Origin of the sequence: Sediminibacillus sp. JSM 1682029, assembly GCF_041366435.1 — a bacterium.
GTDB lineage: Bacteria > Bacillota > Bacilli > Bacillales > Amphibacillaceae > Sediminibacillus > Sediminibacillus terrae.
On sequence record NZ_JBEWYY010000007.1, the window covers coordinates 144,558 to 162,207 of the forward strand.

General features: G+C 45.6%; 16 protein-coding genes and 1 other RNA gene. 8 read left to right on the forward strand and 9 right to left on the reverse strand.

Features of this window, described 5'->3' with window-relative positions; all coding sequences use genetic code 11:
* Window positions 1-48: 48 nt before the first annotated feature.
* The 4 genes from ABVF09_RS13275 to smpB form a co-directional block, all read right to left on the reverse strand.
* Window positions 49-345: a rhodanese-like domain-containing protein gene (locus ABVF09_RS13275; RefSeq protein ID WP_371069379.1), complete on the reverse strand. Its 297-nt coding sequence runs from the start codon at window positions 343-345 to the stop codon at window positions 49-51.
* A 106-nt stretch (window positions 346-451) separates the two neighbouring features.
* Entirely contained in the window at window positions 452-931 is a 480-nt protein-coding gene (locus tag ABVF09_RS13280) for a DsrE/DsrF/DrsH-like family protein (protein ID WP_026569505.1), read from the reverse strand.
* Window positions 932-1,235: 304 nt separating this feature from the next.
* Window positions 1,236-1,597: a transfer-messenger RNA gene (gene ssrA / locus ABVF09_RS13285) on the reverse strand.
* 114 nt (window positions 1,598-1,711) lie between these two features.
* A complete protein-coding gene (gene smpB, locus ABVF09_RS13290) occupies window positions 1,712-2,176 on the reverse strand; it encodes an SsrA-binding protein SmpB (protein WP_026569504.1) in 465 nt (154 codons plus the stop codon).
* 161 nt (window positions 2,177-2,337) lie between these two features.
* On the opposite strand from smpB, the gene ABVF09_RS13295 reads away from it, so the two are divergent.
* Entirely contained in the window at window positions 2,338-3,201 is an 864-nt protein-coding gene (locus ABVF09_RS13295) for a GNAT family N-acetyltransferase (RefSeq protein WP_371069380.1), read from the forward strand.
* 56 nt (window positions 3,202-3,257) lie between these two features.
* Entirely contained in the window at window positions 3,258-3,521 is a 264-nt protein-coding gene (locus tag ABVF09_RS13300) for a hypothetical protein (protein ID WP_026569502.1), read from the forward strand.
* 853 nt (window positions 3,522-4,374) lie between these two features.
* Here the strand turns inward: ABVF09_RS13300 and rnr are convergent.
* The 4 genes from rnr to secG form a co-directional block, all read right to left on the reverse strand.
* Window positions 4,375-6,642 (reverse strand): ribonuclease R, encoded by a 2,268-nt coding sequence (gene rnr / locus ABVF09_RS13305; protein WP_037329459.1) that lies wholly within the window; start codon window positions 6,640-6,642, stop codon window positions 4,375-4,377.
* Between the two features lie 94 nt (window positions 6,643-6,736).
* Window positions 6,737-7,480, reverse strand: a complete 744-nt coding sequence (locus ABVF09_RS13310; protein WP_026569501.1) for an alpha/beta hydrolase — start codon at window positions 7,478-7,480, stop codon at window positions 6,737-6,739.
* Window positions 7,477-7,788, reverse strand: a complete 312-nt coding sequence (locus ABVF09_RS13315) for a hypothetical protein (protein WP_153465338.1) — start codon at window positions 7,786-7,788, stop codon at window positions 7,477-7,479. Before ABVF09_RS13315 ends, ABVF09_RS13310 begins: the two co-directional genes overlap by 4 nt.
* Window positions 7,789-7,864: 76 nt before the next feature.
* Window positions 7,865-8,101: a preprotein translocase subunit SecG gene (secG, locus tag ABVF09_RS13320; protein ID WP_026569499.1), complete on the reverse strand. Its 237-nt coding sequence runs from the start codon at window positions 8,099-8,101 to the stop codon at window positions 7,865-7,867.
* A 215-nt stretch (window positions 8,102-8,316) separates the two neighbouring features.
* Here secG and ABVF09_RS13325 point away from each other — a divergent pair, with 215 nt between their 5' ends.
* The 6 genes from ABVF09_RS13325 to ptsP all read left to right on the forward strand — a co-directional run bounded on the left by ABVF09_RS13325 (window position 8,317) and on the right by ptsP (window position 15,190).
* On the forward strand, window positions 8,317-9,246 hold the full coding sequence (locus tag ABVF09_RS13325; RefSeq protein WP_371069381.1) for an alpha/beta hydrolase: 930 nt from the start codon (window positions 8,317-8,319) through the stop codon (window positions 9,244-9,246).
* A 320-nt stretch (window positions 9,247-9,566) separates the two neighbouring features.
* Entirely contained in the window at window positions 9,567-10,313 is a 747-nt protein-coding gene (locus ABVF09_RS13330; protein ID WP_026772331.1) for a DeoR/GlpR family DNA-binding transcription regulator, read from the forward strand.
* A 3-nt stretch (window positions 10,314-10,316) separates the two neighbouring features.
* Entirely contained in the window at window positions 10,317-11,243 is a 927-nt protein-coding gene (gene pfkB / locus ABVF09_RS13335; RefSeq protein WP_026569496.1) for a 1-phosphofructokinase, read from the forward strand.
* Window positions 11,244-11,245: 2 nt separating this feature from the next.
* Complete coding sequence (locus ABVF09_RS13340; RefSeq protein ID WP_371069382.1) at window positions 11,246-13,141, forward strand: PTS fructose transporter subunit IIABC; 1,896 nt, start codon at window positions 11,246-11,248, stop codon at window positions 13,139-13,141.
* A 61-nt stretch (window positions 13,142-13,202) separates the two neighbouring features.
* The gene (locus ABVF09_RS13345) at window positions 13,203-13,469 is read left to right on the forward strand and encodes a phosphocarrier protein HPr (protein WP_026569494.1); all 267 of its coding nucleotides are present in this window, start codon (window positions 13,203-13,205) and stop codon (window positions 13,467-13,469) included.
* Window positions 13,470-13,474: 5 nt separating this feature from the next.
* Entirely contained in the window at window positions 13,475-15,190 is a 1,716-nt protein-coding gene (gene ptsP, locus ABVF09_RS13350) for a phosphoenolpyruvate--protein phosphotransferase (protein ID WP_371069383.1), read from the forward strand.
* A 407-nt stretch (window positions 15,191-15,597) separates the two neighbouring features.
* On the opposite strand, the gene ABVF09_RS13355 is transcribed toward ptsP, so the two are convergent.
* Window positions 15,598-17,643, reverse strand: a complete 2,046-nt coding sequence (locus tag ABVF09_RS13355; protein ID WP_371069384.1) for an iron ABC transporter permease — start codon at window positions 17,641-17,643, stop codon at window positions 15,598-15,600.
* Window positions 17,644-17,650: the final 7 nt, after the last annotated feature.

The following is a 17,650-nucleotide window of genomic DNA, read 5'->3' on the forward strand; positions in this document are numbered from 1 at the left end:
TTACTTCAACCTCCTATACCCTGCAGGGTATAATTTAGTTTAAAAAAATTATTCTGTTTTGCCTTCCCAAGCTAACATTCCGCCAGCCATGTTAATGGCATCGAATCCTTGATTCTCCAAAAATCGTACTGCTTGCGCGCTTCTGCCGCCTGAACGACAAACTAAAATGTATTCGGCCGATTTATCCAAATCGTGCATGCGGAATTCTAACAACCCAAGCGGAATGTTAACCGCACCCGGTATTTTTCCGTCTGCCACTTCAGCAGTTTCCCTGACATCAATAATAGTTAACGTTTGATCTTTTTCCATAAAACGCTGCAGTTCTTTTGCTGTTATTTCTTTCATGCTGATAATCTCCTTTCTATGAGCCTTGTTTGAAACAAATACCAATCATTTGCATGGAGAACAAATATGACTCATCCCTTTTCGTGACCAGGGAGAACCTAAACGATCAGATAAACAGGTTTACATTGCCATCTTCAGCATCACCAAGGTACGCTGCAACCCCGGCATACTCGATATCATCTAAAAGTTCTTCTTTTTGAAGTCCCAATAAATCCATTGTCATCGTGCATGCCACTAGCTTTACCTCTTGTTCTTGGGCCATTTCCATTAAGTTCGGCAGGCTCATTGCATTATGCTTTTTCATGACTTTCTTGATCATTTTAGGACCAAATCCAGCAAAATTCATCTTTGATAAGCCCATTTTGTCTACACCGCGTGGCATCATTTTCCCAAACAATTTCTCCATGAATCCTTTTTTCACTTCCATGCTTTCTGCTTTTCTAAGTGCATTCAAACCCCAAAAGGTATGGAATATGGTGACTTCATGGTCATATGCAGCAGCGCCATTTGCGATGATGTATGCGGCCATCGCCTTATCATAATCGCCGCTGAATAGAACGATTGTTGTTTTTTTCGTTTCTGACATACCAATAAAACCTCCTCTTTGTTGATTCTTAATTACCCGTGGGGGTATTTAAAAATTGAAATAAAAATGGGCGTCTGCCCTATTATCAGTTTCCGTTACAAAATACCGGTATCTCGTAATGCAAAACCAATAATATACCTTGCGGGGTATTTTGTCAACCAGGAGAATTTCCATCATTAGAATATGAATTGATGTCTACCACTAAGGCCAAAAATGAAATAAAGCATAAGCTTTCCTGAAGTGAAAGCTTATGCTTTATCGGTTTATGATATAGAAAATCCACCAAAACCATCTTCTATGTATTTGGTGGAGACGGTGGGAATCGAACCCACGTCCAGAGATATCGGCACTCAGGCATCTACGAGCGTAGTTGGTATATTATCATTCACTACCCTTTCAGCCTACCAACAGGCTTCCGGGGAGCTAGTCTGATTAGTCTCTTCTGGCATCCTCAGACGGTGGATGACAGCGTAGCCCGCTTCAGTTGAGACCCTTCAATCTGCCACACGGGCGATGGCAGGAAGGATCCTTTAGTGCTGCTTACGCAGCTGCTAAAGAGTAATTGTTTTCTTTGCCAGTTATATTTAGGCGAGTAACGGTTTACGAGACGTAACCTCGACCCGCAGCCTGAGCTCGATCTATCCCTGTCGAATCCGTAACGTCCCCATGTAAAAAAGGGTACAACGGAAAATATAATCAAGCATTATCATATGGAGTTGTAAATGTCCCTAAGACAATTCTTATTATATCATAAATACGCTTTTTTTCAACCCAGTGCAATCATTGCAGGCTTTCCTTGATGGCTCTGTCGACATCACGTTTAGCCTGTTTACGTTTCAGATCTTCCCGTTTGTCGTACTTTTTCTTCCCTTTTCCTAATCCAATCAGCACTTTGGCAACACCATTTTTTATATATACCTTCAAGGGCACAAGTGAATAGCCCTGCTGCTGGGTTGCTCCGATCAGTTTGTCGATCTCTTTGCGATGAAGCAGCAGTTTGCGTGTCCGGGTTGGATCATGATTGAAACGGTTGCCCTGTTCGTAGGGAGAGATGTGCATATTCATCAAGTAAGCCTCGCCCCTGTCGATACGGGCAAAGCTGTCTTTCAAATTCACCCTGCCGGCCCGGATTGATTTAATCTCGGTACCTTTCAAGACGATGCCTGCTTCAAATGTTTCTTCTATAAAAAAATCGTGTCCTGCTTTTCGATTTTGTGCGATTGTGTTCCCTTGTCCTTTTGGCATCCCTATTTCCTCCTATGTTTCCGTACCTTTCATTTTAACAAAAAAACCGTTCGATTCCAATTATCGGTCCACTTTCGTTTAAAAGACTCCCGTACTTTTTTAGTGCAAATCGGGGAGGTCTGTGAGAAAATACCGAAAGAAATATCACCAGAAGGAGTACGATGACAGTGCCTCAAGACTTAATGCAAATCAGAAAACTGACTTCCGATGATTGGATTTTAGTAAAGCAAATGAAAACAAATCTAGAATACGATTACGTCGTTGATATTTTCCCGGATTTAGTTGATTCAAACGCACATGAACTCTTTGGATTATTTTCGGGAAATCAACTGGCTGCCATTGCAGGTTATACGCTGTTTCCCGGGGGAATGGCGATGCTTGGCAGATTGCGAAGCGATAACCGCTTTCTTTCTCAAGGGCATGCGACAGAACTGTTGGCCTACATCATTTCCACCCTGAAAGAAAACCCGCAGATCCGGTGGGCGGGAGCGAATACGAATGAACATAACTTTCCAGCACGCCGTGTATTGGAAAAACTCAATCTGGATGTGTTTACAAAGTTGCATTCGTTGCCAGCAGTCGATTGCAAACTGCTAACCGGAACGTCAGGGCCAAAATGGGATTGTGTCGGTGACGTGAAAGATAAACGTGCTTTGCTTGATTCATTGAGTGAGAATGCAATCAATGTTTTTCCTTACGAATGTTATTATCCACTGCCATTGACTCCGGGTTTGCTGACAGATGAATATCTGGCAGAATCAACTTTTTATGTGAGTCCGGACAGGAAACGGTTCTTCACCATAAAAAACGATCACAAGCGCGAATGGTATGCTCAAATTAAATACTTCTGGAACGATCATTTTGAACAGCCTGGTTTCATGGACACTGTCAAAGATCATTTGGCCAAAGATGAGCTTCAACCGACTGCCTGGTTCGATTTTTCCCAGACAGCTTTCGAAAGTATCCCCAATAAGCAGGCGTTCCGACTCGAAGATCCCTGGGTTTTGTATGGGACATGGATTTAACGGAAAAACTTATCGGGTAAATGAATAGTAAGTTTAGTTAATAAGGAGGCATTACGATGGATCAGAACAAACAAGTCACGCTTAACTCCTTATATATTCCATTGATTATTGCCATTCCGGCAAACATTTTATTTTTGATCCGGCTCCAGTTTGGTCTCCCTTACCGCTGGGGCTGGGCAGCGTTTGTCGTATTCACCTTGTTTCTCTTTATTACAGGAGGAATTTCCATTCGCAATAAGGAGACCAAATCACGCATACTAGGGCTTGTTTACTTGATTTCGGCTATCCTGTTCATTTGTTTGGCACTTCTGCTCTCCTGATTCTTTGAAAAACACTCGCTGAAACCTCTGCGAGTGTTTTTTCTACGGTTCCTCTTTCGTAAAAAATATAAACTGCGCAGTAACTGTAATGGGAACTTCCATTGCTTATTCAAAAAGCGTATTATCCACCGCTTCGGTAGCATACTTCGCTTTCCGCGGGCACGGCTTCAGCTAACTTGGTAAAGAAAACCGCTTTACCAAGTGGATCTTCAGCTCGCGCTTTTCCCGCAGGAGTCTGCGCATGCTACCTGCGCTAAGGAGCATGGTGTTATCGCAAACCTAGAGACTTTTTCTTTGAGTCCCAACAAGCCATCTTAAAAGCTTTTGTCAGGAAATGTGTACTTCTTTTCATAAATAGATAGTTGAAGTTCCATTTATTATCCTGTTCTTGGACTTTCTGCTTGTTTTCCCGGCAATCTTTTGATGATACGATGCTTGGAGTACCATGAATAAAAAATGTCTAGTACACGCATTTTTAAACAGAAAGCTGTTCCTAACGAAGAAAATACCCGAAGACTCCTCGAAAATACAAAACCATTTTCTTCGTGCGATGCATCGCTGCCGCAGCCTTCCTTGGGACTGCGATTACTCGTCCCACCGAAAACACCTGTCCTGCGGGAGGAAAGGCCTCGGTGAGATCCCGCAGAGCCTCAGCTCGAGGAAGCTCACCAGCCGCCCGCGGAAAGCGCAGGGTATTTTCGCAGCGTCGAACTCCCACTAAACGAATGGAAGAAGTTAGGAAGACAAATTCAAACCATGTCGCAGTTTCTATCAACAGCAAATGAACGCTCAGCCAATTAAAGACAAGCAAAAAGGCTGCCGGTATGCTGCCGACAGCCAAAAAATACAAGCCCTACTTCTTCTTTTTCTTTCGTTTCCCATTGCTCTTTTTCGACGAGCCTTTCGGTTTCTTGCTTGCTTTCCCGTTTTGTTTGTTGGTACGTTCCCTTTTGGCCGTGATCACCTTCGGACGATCCGGTGCAACCCGTGCCTTTCTCGGTTTCATTCCGACGATCTCGAAGTCGACCACCCGCTCGTCTAAATTGACATTCACCACCCGGATCGTGATTTCGTCTCCAATCCGGAAAATGTTGCCGGTCCGTTCACCGATCATCGCGTAATGTTTTTCGTCAAAATGATAATAGTCGTCGGTCAAGTAACTGACATGGACAAGTCCTTCGATCGTATTCGGCAATTCGACAAACAAACCGAATCCTGTTACCGAACTGATGACACCATCGTACTCTTCACCGATTTTATCTTGCATATATTCCGCTTTCTTCAAATCATCGGTTTCACGCTCGGCATCGACAGCAGCCCTTTCCATCTCGGAAGAATGCCTGGCGATTTCCGGCATCTTTTCTTTCCAATGCTTCTGTGTTTGCTGATCCAACTGGCCGTTCACCAAATAAGTCCTGATCAATCGATGAACAATCAAATCCGGATAACGACGAATCGGGGAAGTAAAGTGGGTATAAAAATCTGTCGCCAGACCAAAATGACCGATGCTTTGCGGGTCATATTTCGCCTGTTGCATGGAACGCAGCATCAGTTTGGAAATGATCATTTCTTCCTGCGTTCCCTGTACTTCCTCCAATACGCTCTGAAGTGCCTGTGGATGAATTTCGTTCGATGTCCCTTTCACAACGTAACCCAAATTGGCGATGAATTCAAAGAAATGCTGCAGTTTATCCGGGTTCGGATCCTGGTGAATCCGGTGAATGAACGGAACTTCCATCCAATGAAAATGCTCGGCCACTGTCTCATTAGCAGCAAGCATGAATTCTTCGATCAAACGCTCGGCCACAGAACGTTCCCGTAGTGCGACATCTACTGCTTTTCCTTCCTTATCCACCAAGACTTGTGCTTCTTTGAAATCAAAGTCGATGGCCCCGCGATTCATCCGCTTACGGCGTAGTATGGCCGCAAGCTCTTCCATATCCTTGAACATGGGAACCAATTCCTCATAGCGATCTTTCAAAGCAGGATCATCATCCACCAAAATTTTATTTACGTCATGGTAGGTCATTCGTTCATTTGTTTTGATAACACTTTGGAAAATGTCATGGCTGACGACTTCTCCTTGTGGCGTGATTTCCATCTCACAGCCAAGTGTCAGTCTGTCCACTTGTGGGTTCAAAGAACAAATTCCATTAGAAAGCCGGTGCGGAATCATCGGTATGACGCGATCCACCAAATACACACTTGTCGCCCGCTCATTCGCTTCCTCGTCAATCGGAGAGCCTTCTTCTACATAGTAAGAAACATCTGCGATATAGACGCCTAACTTATAGTTGCCGTTTTCCAATTGTTTAACAGTGACAGCGTCATCCAAATCCTTTGCGTCGGCGCCGTCTATTGTCACAATCATTTCATCGCGTAAATCTTTCCGGTTGGCGATTTCCTCCGGCCGGATTGTTTCCGGTGTGTTTTCCGCCTGTTCCAGTACCGCCTCCGGGAAGTCGATTTTGATTCCATGTTTGTAGATAATGGAAATGATGTCGATGCCTGGATCATTTTTGTGACCAAGTATTTGCAAAACTTCTCCCTCGGCACTCATGCGTCCTTCCGGAAATTTGGTGATTTTGACAATCACCTTGTGTCCGTCTACTGCTCCCTTGGAAGCACTTTTTGGGACGAAAATATCATTCGGAATCCGTTTGTCATCCGCCATGACAAAACCAAAATTCCCGTTATCATCGTAAGTACCGACCACTTCAGTGGCAGCACGCTCCAAAATGCGGACGACAACTCCTTCCGGCCGTTTGCCATGCTCGTCCCTTCCCTCAATCCGGACCAGAACCTTATCGTTATTCATTGCAGATTGTAAATCTGCATGATTGATATAAACATCGTCCAATCCTTCTTCTTCTGGTATCAGGAATGCAAAGCCTTTCGCATGCATTTGTATTTTTCCGCGGATCAAATTCATCCTTTCAGGGGGGCCATAGCGGTTTTTTCTCGTCCTGACCAGTTCTCCTGCTTCTTCCAGCTCATTAAGATTTTTCATCAAAATTTTAAAATCGTCAGCCTCCTGCAAATCGAGAATTTCTTCGATTTCCTGCACAGACAATGGCTTGGACGCATTCTCTTTGAAATAATCCATTATTTGCTGTTTCATCTCGTTTTCCAAACGCTCACCTTCCTTCACTAGTCTTTTATTCGTTACGTTCGGTCTTTTTTATCCAGAATGGTATAAGTATTTCTATTATGCCTTAACTCCATTCCAAGGATTCTAAAAATTGATAAATATCCTCATGAAGCTGGTCTTTTTCTTTGTCGAGTGTTATCACATGGGAAGAATTTTCATACCATTTCATGTCCTTATGGTCCGCTTCCACATTTTCATATATGTAAGAAGCACTGTCCGTATTGATCATTTCATCATTCCTGGCCTGTACCACAAAAGTCGGTGCATAAATTTCATCGACCTTTCCCTTCACTTCAGTAATCAGTCCGCCTAAATCCTTGAACATACGGCTGGAATGGTCTAGCAGTTCCTGGACTTCGCGTTCAATCGTCTGGTCATCTTTTTTCTCCAGTTGTTTAAATTCTTTCGCGAATGCTTGAAACCCCTTGGTCAACTGCTTTTCGTTGTCAAAAAACATCGGTGCGCACATCGGGATGACTGCTTTGACAGGTCGGGAATGTGCTAGCTTCAAACCCAACACCCCGCCAAGAGACAGTCCTGCAATGGCGATTTCTCGGTGTCCCATATCCTCCAGGTGTTTCATCGCTGCCTGGACATCTTCCCACCATTGATCCGGATGGGCTTTGATCAATTCTTCAGGCGGTGCTCCATGCCCGCGATAAATAGGTGCATGGCAAGTATATCCTTTTTTTTGCAGGTATCTGCCCAGCATCCGCACATCAGCAGTATGGCCTGTGAATCCATGTAATAATAATACCGCGCGCTCTCCACCTTCAAACGTAAATGGTTCCGGCAGTTTGATTTTCATAATTGCTTCCACTCCTCATTTTTCGCTGTTTCATGTATTTTCTGTGTGCAACGGAATTTCTGCTTCCTCTTACAGATTTCACCGTCGTGTTTCTCTTCCCCTATTTTAGCTTTCTTATGAAGGATTGTAACGGGATAAGGTTTTACTTGCCGGGTTAAGAAAAGCACAAGCGCCTGTAAAGGAATCAGGCTAAAATCAACACTTCCAATGACAACCCCTGCACGTCCCCCATCGTGCGGGCTATCGACAAACTTCAACAAACCCTCGAGGGCGTTAAGACTGGCCTTCTTATCTTTAAAATTAAACAATCCCCTGCCGCTCTTGCAGCAAGGGATCGTTGGGATACCTTATTCAAATTCAATCAGTCCCGTTCAGGCTCCAGTCTTATGGTTGCAAAATAAAACCGACAACAAACGTGAGCACGAACAAGACAACCGAAGCCACCACGGTGGCCCGGTGAAGAACTAAATCCATTCCGCGCGCTTTCTGTTTGCCGAAAAGCTGCTCAGCTCCTCCGGAAATCGCTCCCGAAAGACCGGCACTTTTCCCGGACTGAAGTAAAACCAATACGATAAGTGCAATTGCATCAATGATTAATAACGTAATCGCAGCTGCATACATGCTGCTCCACCCCCTAATAAACTATCGGCTGATTTGCGCCGATTATAAGTCCATCCAGAAATTATCCTTGTCCAATCTATTTCTTATCCAATAACACCTCATATAAACGGACGATTACATACTAGTAATGTAGCATAATCCCCCGACGCTTAGCAAGCCGATATTAGACGGTTTCCCAAATAAATATTATGATGAAATAAAAGGAGAGGAAAAATATGGAGCAAAAAACGTATTGGCTGACCACGGATGAGCACCATAAGGTTTTTGTCCGGAATTGGTACCAGTCAAATCATTCGCCAAAAGCCATCATACAGCTGGCTCATGGAATGGCAGAACATACCGGCAGATACCAGCGATTCGCCGAATTTATGGTTGAACGAAACTTCGCGGTATATGCAAATGATCATCGAGGGCACGGTCACACCGGCAAAAGGCAGGGCACCCTCGGTTTTCTTGACGAAAAGAACGGCTTTGATAAAACGGTCAATGATTTATGGAGCGTAACGAAAACGATTGAAAGAGAACATCCCGGAAAGCCATTGTTCCTGCTTGGCCATAGCATGGGATCTTTTTTAGCAAGATGCTACATCCAGCAGCATAGCCATGCGCTTAACGGGGTTCTTCTCTCAGGAACAGGAAGTCACCCTGGTTTGATAAATAATTTGGGAAAAATACTGGCAATCGCAGAAAGAAAGCGCAGAGGTCCAAAAGTTCCCTCCAAGCTCCTCCATCAACTGGCTTTCGCCAATTACAATCGGAACATTGATAATCGGGTCACTGAATTCGACTGGTTGAGCCGGGATTCCGAACTGGTTCGCGCTTATCTGAACGATCCATTTTCCGGTTTTGTCCCGACAGCCGCTTTCTTTTTAGATTTATTCACAGGATTCGACCATATGGATGATCCGGACGGGATTGAATCCATTGCTAAACAACTTCCCATGTTGTTTTTCTCTGGTAGTAAAGATCCAGTCGGAAAACAGGTGAAGGGTGTTTTTCGCACTGCAGACACATATTATCAACACGGCATCCAGGATATCACCATCCGGATTTATGAAAATGGACGACATGAAATGTTGAATGAAATAAACAAAGAAGAAGTTTTTACTGACATCGTCAACTGGATCCATGATGTCATGAGTTAAGCTAATACCCGGATTTAAACAGAATGTCCGGGATTTGCACCTGTCCGGAAAACAATCCGTCTCCGCAGCGTTGGGCTGACAACTTCCCCGACCTCCGTTTTTTCCCCCGTTGCTGTATCCGTATTTCCTATCCCACTATAATCCACTCTATATTTAATGGAGAACACGGAAAGATTTGCTTAGGAACATGGCTGTTTTTTCCGTGACTATTTTATGACAGCGGTGAATGTTTTTGAATGTTTTTGAACATTTATGATTGAAAAATGTAAGGGGTTGCTTTATGATTTAGATGGTTGAAAGAAAAATAGAGGTGATGACTTATCCTGACACCAGAACGACATCAATTAATTCTAAAGCAAGTCGCCGAATATGGAACCGTTGCCATCCAAGACCTCATCAAACTGACGACAGCCTCAGAGTCGACGATCCGCAGAGATTTGAGCGAACTGGAAAACCAACATAAGCTGGTCCGGGTCCACGGTGGAGCTGCTTCAAGACAAACAATCAGCCAGGAATTAAGCATTCCGGAAAAAACGACCAAAAACCTTCAAGAAAAAAAGCGGATTGCTGCCGAAGCAGCCGCATTGGTGGAACACGATGAATACATTTACTTGGATGCTGGCACCACGACATTGGAGATGATTCCTCACCTGAAGGACAAAAATATCACGGTGGTGACGAATGGTCTCACCCATTTGGACGCATTGAGCGCACAGCAAATAACCACGTATCTGACTGGCGGATTGGTAAAACATAAGACAAGAGCTTTGATTGGCCGCGGAGCCCAGACCGGCTTGCAAAACTATCGTTTTGATAAATGTTTTATCGGGGTTAACGGCATTGATTTAACTTATGGACTGACTACTCCCGATCCCGAAGAAGCATTGATCAAACAACAGGCTTTACATTCAGCTCAACAATGTTTTGTACTGGCGGATCATACGAAATTTGGTCAGGTTTCATTCAGCAAGATTGCAGGTTTAGAAGAGGCACTTCTTATCACCAATGAAAAGGATGAAGACATCCTCTCCCCTTATCAAGACAAGACAAACATAAAGGTTGTGTAACAAATGATTTATACATGTACATTGAATCCATCCGTAGATTACATCATCCACGTCGAACGATTTGAACAGGGAGGTTTGAACAGAGGGAAAGACACCGCTTATTACCCTGGGGGTAAAGGAATCAATGTGTCCAGAGTGCTGCAGCGACTGGGACAACAGAATACGGCTCTAGGGTTCCTCGGCGGTTTCACCGGTGACTTCATAAAAAAGGAGCTGGACAAGGCCCGAATCACCCATGACTTTATTGAAACGGACGGCCCGACCCGAGTGAATATGAAGTTAAAATCAGAAGAAGAGACGGAAATCAACGGACCCGGCCCGGCAATATCCGCAGAACAGGAGCAGAAACTGCTTCAAAAAATCGCCAATCTGAAAAAAGGCGACTATCTGGTTGCCGCCGGCAGCGTTCCTTCCACTGTTTCCTCTGACTTTTATGTGAAAGCGGCAGAATTTTGCCGGAATAATGAAGTGAACATGATAGCGGACACATCCAGTTACGCACTGAAAAAAATCGTCGGCCAGGAAGTATTTCTGGTAAAACCAAACCACCATGAGCTGGGTGAATTGTTCGATACCACAATCACCACCGTAGAAGATGCCGTGCATTTTGGCAGTAAACTGCACGAGCAAGGAGCCAAACATGTCATTATATCGATGGGCGGACAAGGAGCAGTTTATGTTAGCGGCGATACGTACTTGCAGGCACATGTTCCTGCTGGAGAAGTTCGAAACACCGTAGGATCCGGCGACTCGATGGTAGCAGGATTTCTCGCAAGCATTGCAGCCGGGAACAAACCGGAACAAGCTTTTCAAACAGCTGTCGCGGCAGGGAGCGCCACTGCGTTTCAGGATGATTTATGTAACAAAACAGACGTGGACGGACTGCTCCCTCAAGTCACCGTTCATTCATTAGATAAAGGGAGGTTCTAACAATGAAAATCACAGACTTATTGAAAAAAGACACGATTATTCTTGATTTAAAGGCGTCAGACAAGCCCGGCGTTATCGAGGAGCTTGTCAACAAACTCGATGAAGCCGGCCGTTTAAACGATAAAGAGGAATATAAAAAAGCGATCCTCGAACGGGAAGAACAAAGCACGACCGGAATCGGCGAAGGGATTGCCATCCCGCACGCCAAGACAGCTGCTGTAAAAACACCAGCTATCGTTTTCGGGAGATCTGCTGAGGGAATTGATTATGAGGCATTGGATGAATCCCCTTCCCACTTGTTTTTCATGATTGCCGCTTCTGAAGGAGCCAATCAGACACACTTGGAAACCCTGTCACGATTATCTTCTTTCTTGATGGATAAAAAGTTCCGCCAGAAGCTGGAAGAAGCATCCACTGCGGAAGAAGTGATGGCCGTCGTCGATGCAAAAGAACAAGACGAATCCGCCGAGGAGGAAACGACCGATGGAGCTGCTTCCAGCCGGATTTTGGCTGTGACCGGTTGTCCTACAGGAATCGCCCATACTTATATGGCGGCGGACAAACTGAAAGAAACCGCCACTGAAATGGGCATTTCGATTAAAGTGGAAACGAATGGTTCCGGCGGGGTGAAAAACCGTTTGACCAAAGAAGAAATCGAAGCAGCTGATGCTATTATCGTCGCAGCAGATACCAAAATCGAAACCGAACGCTTCCGCGGTAAACCTTTGATTCAAGTGCCTGTAGGCAAGGCGATTCATCAGCCGCAAGAACTGCTGAACAAAGCCATTGAAAAGGATGCACCGATTTACCAAGGAGACGGAGGTGAAGGTAAGGAAGAAGGACAACAGGAGGAAAAAGGACGTACCGGCTTTTATAAACATTTGATGAACGGTGTTTCCAACATGCTTCCATTCGTGGTCGGCGGTGGTATCCTGATTGCCATTTCTTTCTTGTGGGGCATCAATTCAGCCGACCCGGAAAGCGCCGATTACAACCGCTTTGCCGAAATGCTTAATACGATTGGCGGCGGGAACGCCTTCTTCCTGATGGTTCCTGTCCTTGCCGGATTTATCGCCTCCAGTATTGCTGACAGGCCAGGTTTTGCGCCGGGTATGGTTGCTGGTTTGATTGCCATCTCTTCCGGTGTGGAAGGTGCAGATGGCGGTTCCGGGTTCCTTGGCGGTTTGATCGCAGGTTTCCTTGCCGGGTATATCACCCTGCTCGTAAAAAAAGCTATGGAAGTATTGCCGGCTATTTTTGATGGATTAAAAACTGTATTGCTTTACCCAGTCTTCTCGATTGGAATCACCGGATTGATTATGCTGTTGATCAACCCACCGTTGACGACGATTTACACTGGATTGTCCAGCTGGCTGGAAAGCCTCGGCGGTTCTAACCTAGTCTTATTGGGATTACTGCTGGGAGGCATGATGGCGATTGATATGGGCGGCCCGATCAACAAAGCAGCCTATACATTCGGTATCGCCATGCTCGATGCTGATAACTTTTCGTTTATCGCCGCCATTATGGCTGGAGGTATGGTACCGCCTCTTTCCCTGGCATTGGCCACTACCTTTTTCAAAAACAAGTTCACGAAACAGGAACGGGAAGCAGGTAAATCCGCCTATGCACTCGGTGCCTTCTTTATCACAGAAGGGGCCATCCCGTTTGCGGCAGCAGATCCGGCCAGGGTCATCCCGTCTGTTGCCATCGGTTCTGCCATCGCGGGAGGACTGACCATGTTGTTCGATATTGGACTAAGAGCCCCCCATGGTGGTATTGTAGTAGCTGGGCTTGTGGAAGGAAATCCATTACTATACTTGCTGGCAATCCTGATTGGTTCTGCAGTAAGTGCTGTCATTCTTGGATTCTTGAAAAAAGACCTGACAAAAGAGTAAAATAGGACAGGGAGACTGCCCGTTGTTTGCTTATCATAAATTTTTATAGGAGGTTTTATCTATGGTAGAAAAAACAATGACTATCACAGACGAAACAGGAGTTCACGCGCGTCCAGCGACGGTTTTAGTCAATAAAGCCGGTAACTTTGAATCAGACATCAACCTGGAGTATAACGGAAAATCCGTCAATCTTAAATCGATCATGGGCGTTATGTCCCTTGGTATTCCGAAGGATGCCGAAGTCAAAGTGACTGCTGATGGTTCTGATGAAGAAGAAGCCTTGCAGACAATCGTAGACACCATTAAAAATGAAGGGCTAGGAGAATAAACATAATGAACAGCATTAAGGGTATTGCAGCATCAAGCGGGATCGCGATTGCCAAAGCATATAAATTAGAGGTCCCGGAACTTACTTTCGATAAGAAAAGTATCGAAAATCCTGATGCGGAGATCGAGCGCTTAAACGATGCGTTATCCGTATCCAAGCAAGAGCTGGAAATCATCAAGGAAAATGCCAGAAAATCTCTTGGCGACGAACATGCTGAGATTTTCTCCGCGCACTTGCTTGTACTTAGCGATCCGGAGATGATCAACCCGATCAAGGATAAAATCAAATCAGAAAATGTCAATGCAGAAGCAGCATTGGATGAAACGGCAAACATGTTTATCGATATGTTCAAAAACATGGACAATGAGTACATGAGAGAACGCGCTGCCGATATCCAGGATGTCACCAAACGTGTCATGGCTCACCTGTTGAAAGTGACCTTCCCTGATCCGGCCCTGATCGATGAGGAAGTAGTCATAGTCGCTGAAGACTTGACTCCTTCCGACACCGCCCAATTGAACAAACAGTTTGTCAAAGGATTCACCACAAATATCGGCGGAAGAACTTCCCATTCTGCCATTATGGCGAGATCTTTGGAAATTCCGGCGGTAGTGGGTACGAAGAACATTACCCATACGGCGGAAAAAGACACCTTGGTAATTGTCGATGGTATAGACGGCGAAGTCATCGTCGATCCGGATGAAAAACAACTTGCGACATATAAACAAAAACAAGCAGACTTTGAAGAACAAAAGCAAGAGTGGGCCAAACTGAAAGATGAACCGACTAAAACAGCTGATGGCAAACATGTAGAGCTGGTAGCCAACATCGGTACTCCGGATGATGTAGAAGGTGTTATCAATAACGGCGGCGAAGGCGTCGGGCTTTACCGTACCGAGTTCCTTTACATGGGCAAAAGCGAACTACCTACTGAAGAAGAACAGTATGAAGCCTATAAATCCGTATTGGAACAAATGGGAGACAAACCGGTAGTTGTCCGTACACTCGACATCGGAGGAGATAAAGAGCTTTCTTACTTGGATTTGCCGAAAGAATTGAATCCGTTCTTAGGCTTCCGCGCCATCCGCCTTTGTCTGGAGCGAGATGACATTTTCCGTACCCAGCTGCGCGCATTGCTGCGGGCAAGTACATCCGGCAACCTGAAAATCATGTTCCCGATGATCGCCACGCTGGACGAGTTCCGTCAGGCAAAAGCGATTCTATTGGAAGAAAAAGAGAACTTGACGAACGCCGGTACCGAAGTTTCTGACGATATCGAAATCGGCATTATGGTAGAAATCCCTTCTACTGCAGTCATTGCACGCCAATTCGCCAAAGAAGTCGACTTTTTCAGCATTGGCACGAACGACTTGATTCAATATACGATGGCGGCTGACCGGATGAACGAGAGGGTTTCCTACTTGTACCAGCCGTATAACCCATCGATTCTGAACCTGGTCAATAACGTCATCGAAGCTGCCCACGCAGAAGGAAAATGGGCTGGAATGTGTGGAGAAATGGCCGGAGATTCAATCGCCATTCCAATCTTACTTGGCCTTGGACTGGATGAATTCAGCATGAGCGCGACTTCGATTCTTCCTGCAAGAACCCAGATCAAAGATCTTTCCAAGGAAGAGCTTGCCTCCTTCAAGGACAAGCTGTTGTCGATGAATACAGCAGAAGAAGTCGAACAGTTCATCCGCGAAAAAACAAATCAGTAAATCGCTGAATTCAAATGATTGAAACAATATTATAGAGACACCGAAACAAAAACCGAACGATGCTTCGAATGGAAACATTCGAACACGTTCGGTTTTTTTAATGACATGCTTGCTTTTATTCTATTGTTTGAAGAGTGCCTTCCCCCTATCGCTACGGCAAGATACTGCGCTTATTCAAAGCAAACGGAGGCAAGGTATATAGACTCCTGCGGGATGAGCACGAGCTGAAGACCCACTTGGCAAAGCGATTTTCTTTACCAAGTTAACTGAAGCCATGCCCGCAGAAAGCAAAATACCTTGCCGGAGTTGCACCTTCATAATAAGTTTATTGCAGGAAATGGAGTTCTTTTCCTTATTTCAAAACCTGTTATCGTTCGTCTTTTGCCAGTGAATGATGCCGGTTTCCCCTAAGCTTTTTTCACGTGTGAGGAGCGGTACATCAACCATAAAAAGTAAGGGGCGCCGATCAAAGCGACCAGAATACCTGATGGGATTTCTTTTGGTACCAACAGCGTCCGGCTCAAAATATCGGCAATCACCAGCAAGACTGCTCCAATCAGCGCAGAAGCGGGCAGCAGCTGTTTGTGACCAGAGCCAAGCAGAATCCGTGCAGCATGCGGAGCCAACAAACCGACGAAGCTTATCGTTCCGACAGCTGAAACACTTGCAGCAGCCAACAGGGAAGCAATCAATGCCATATAAAAACGTGTCCTGGACACTTTCATTCCCAATCCTTTCGCTGTTTCATCTCCAAGCGACAGGACGTTCAGATTTCTTATTTGCAAATATAGAAGCGGAACAAGAAGAAGCATAGGACCGAGTAAGTAATACAGCAGTGCCTCCCAGCTTTTGGCATACGTACTGCCAGACAGCCATGTCAGCGCTGAGGCCACAGCCATATCCGCTTGCACTACGACAATTTGGATAATTGCAGAGCCAAAAGCAGAAACACCGATTCCTAGCAATGCCAACAAAGATGGCTGGAAGTTGGCACGGTAGGATAATCCCATGACCACAAGAAATGCCGCAAGTGCACCGATGAAGGCACCAAGTGGAATAAACGCTGCGGAAAAGGCAGAAAAAATGACCAGCAAAGCCCCCACCCCTGCACCCGATGTAATCCCGATCACCGAAGGATCTGCCAAGGGATTGCGAAGCACCCCTTGAAAGACGAATCCACTGACAGCTAGCAGTCCTCCACTGAGTGCGGCAACAAGCAGACGTGGCAAGCGTAACTGAAAAATCATATTGCGAAGGAACTCCTGCCCGTCGTCAAAAACGGCTGAGAAACTTTGTGTAAGTTGAATGCCATTATTCCCGGTGGCAGCACCGACTACAATAGCGGAAATAAGCAACAGTACAAGCCCTGCAATAAACCACCCGCCTTGAAGAGGAAGTCTGACGCTTCCTGCAAGCATAGCAGTGTTCTTTTCTCCATATTGTCTGCTTCTGTTTCTCAGTACAAGCCATATCAGCCATGGGGCTCCAATCAGGGCCGTGATCGCCCCGACAGGAAGCTCGGAAAACGAAGGATCGACCCATCTTGCGAGCACATCCGCTCCTAAAAGAACATTTGCCCCCCAGATAAAGGACGCAGTCACCAGGCTAAAATGATTACGAAAACCGAGCAGCTTGATTAGATGGGGAGCAATCAGCCCGACAAATCCGATGGGACCTACCACACTCACCGTTACAGCTGTGAGCAGCACCGCAGCAAGTAACGCAATCATGCGGATCCGACCCACTTGCTGTCCCAGAGAGGCCGCTACATCCTCACCCATCCGGAAAATATCAAGCTGTTTTGCAAGAAAAAACGCTACGACCATGCCGATCACAATCAAAGGCATGGAAAACTGTACACCGCTCCAGTCATTTTGGACAAGCGTTCCGGCTCCCCATAAAAACAAACCAGCTGTTTCGTTTTCATAAAATATTTGCAGGACAGAAGTAAATGATGAAAACATGATGGTTACAACCATTCCTGCCAAGACCATTCTGACCGGGTTGGCCGCCGTCCCTCCTGCCAGCCCATAAACAAGCAGGGCGGTGAAAAGACCTCCAAGGAACGCAGGTAGCAATCCTTGAAGGGGAAGGGAGGCAGGAAGAAAGATGGTACTGACAGCAACCGCAAAATATGTACCAGAATGAATTCCAAGTGTACTGGCAGAGGCAAGTGGATTTTTCGTGATCGTCTGCAAAATAACGCCGGAGACAGCCAGGGATCCTCCAGCCAAAATCCCCATCACTGCCCTCGGCAGGCGGAGATAGCGTACGGTATGGTGCTCAATGATGTCTTCGGGTGCCACCAAAGCATTCCATACTACACCCCAGGATAAATCGACGCTCCCTTGATTGATGTGCAGAAACAGAAGGGAAACGAGAAGTACGGCTCCCCCTCCAAAAGTGAAAGCCGTCTTCAACCATTTATTCACGTTCAAAAAAGCATCCTTCATACTATCA

Coding starts and splice junctions, on each gene's coding strand:
- ABVF09_RS13275 (WP_371069379.1), bottom strand. CDS start 345: ATGAAAGAAATAACAGCAAAAGAACTGCAGCGTTTTATGGAAAAAGAT.
- ABVF09_RS13280 (WP_026569505.1), bottom strand. CDS start 931: ATGTCAGAAACGAAAAAAACAACAATCGTTCTATTCAGCGGCGATTAT.
- smpB (WP_026569504.1), bottom strand. CDS start 2,176: ATGCCAAAAGGACAAGGGAACACAATCGCACAAAATCGAAAAGCAGGA.
- ABVF09_RS13295 (WP_371069380.1), top strand. CDS start 2,338: ATGACAGTGCCTCAAGACTTAATGCAAATCAGAAAACTGACTTCCGAT.
- ABVF09_RS13300 (WP_026569502.1), top strand. CDS start 3,258: ATGGATCAGAACAAACAAGTCACGCTTAACTCCTTATATATTCCATTG.
- rnr (WP_037329459.1), bottom strand. CDS start 6,642: ATGAAACAGCAAATAATGGATTATTTCAAAGAGAATGCGTCCAAGCCA.
- ABVF09_RS13310 (WP_026569501.1), bottom strand. CDS start 7,480: ATGAAAATCAAACTGCCGGAACCATTTACGTTTGAAGGTGGAGAGCGC.
- secG (WP_026569499.1), bottom strand. CDS start 8,101: ATGTATGCAGCTGCGATTACGTTATTAATCATTGATGCAATTGCACTT.
- ABVF09_RS13325 (WP_371069381.1), top strand. CDS start 8,317: ATGGAGCAAAAAACGTATTGGCTGACCACGGATGAGCACCATAAGGTT.
- pfkB (WP_026569496.1), top strand. CDS start 10,317: ATGATTTATACATGTACATTGAATCCATCCGTAGATTACATCATCCAC.
- ABVF09_RS13340 (WP_371069382.1), top strand. CDS start 11,246: ATGAAAATCACAGACTTATTGAAAAAAGACACGATTATTCTTGATTTA.
- ABVF09_RS13345 (WP_026569494.1), top strand. CDS start 13,203: ATGGTAGAAAAAACAATGACTATCACAGACGAAACAGGAGTTCACGCG.
- ptsP (WP_371069383.1), top strand. CDS start 13,475: ATGAACAGCATTAAGGGTATTGCAGCATCAAGCGGGATCGCGATTGCC.
- ABVF09_RS13355 (WP_371069384.1), bottom strand. CDS start 17,643: ATGAAGGATGCTTTTTTGAACGTGAATAAATGGTTGAAGACGGCTTTC.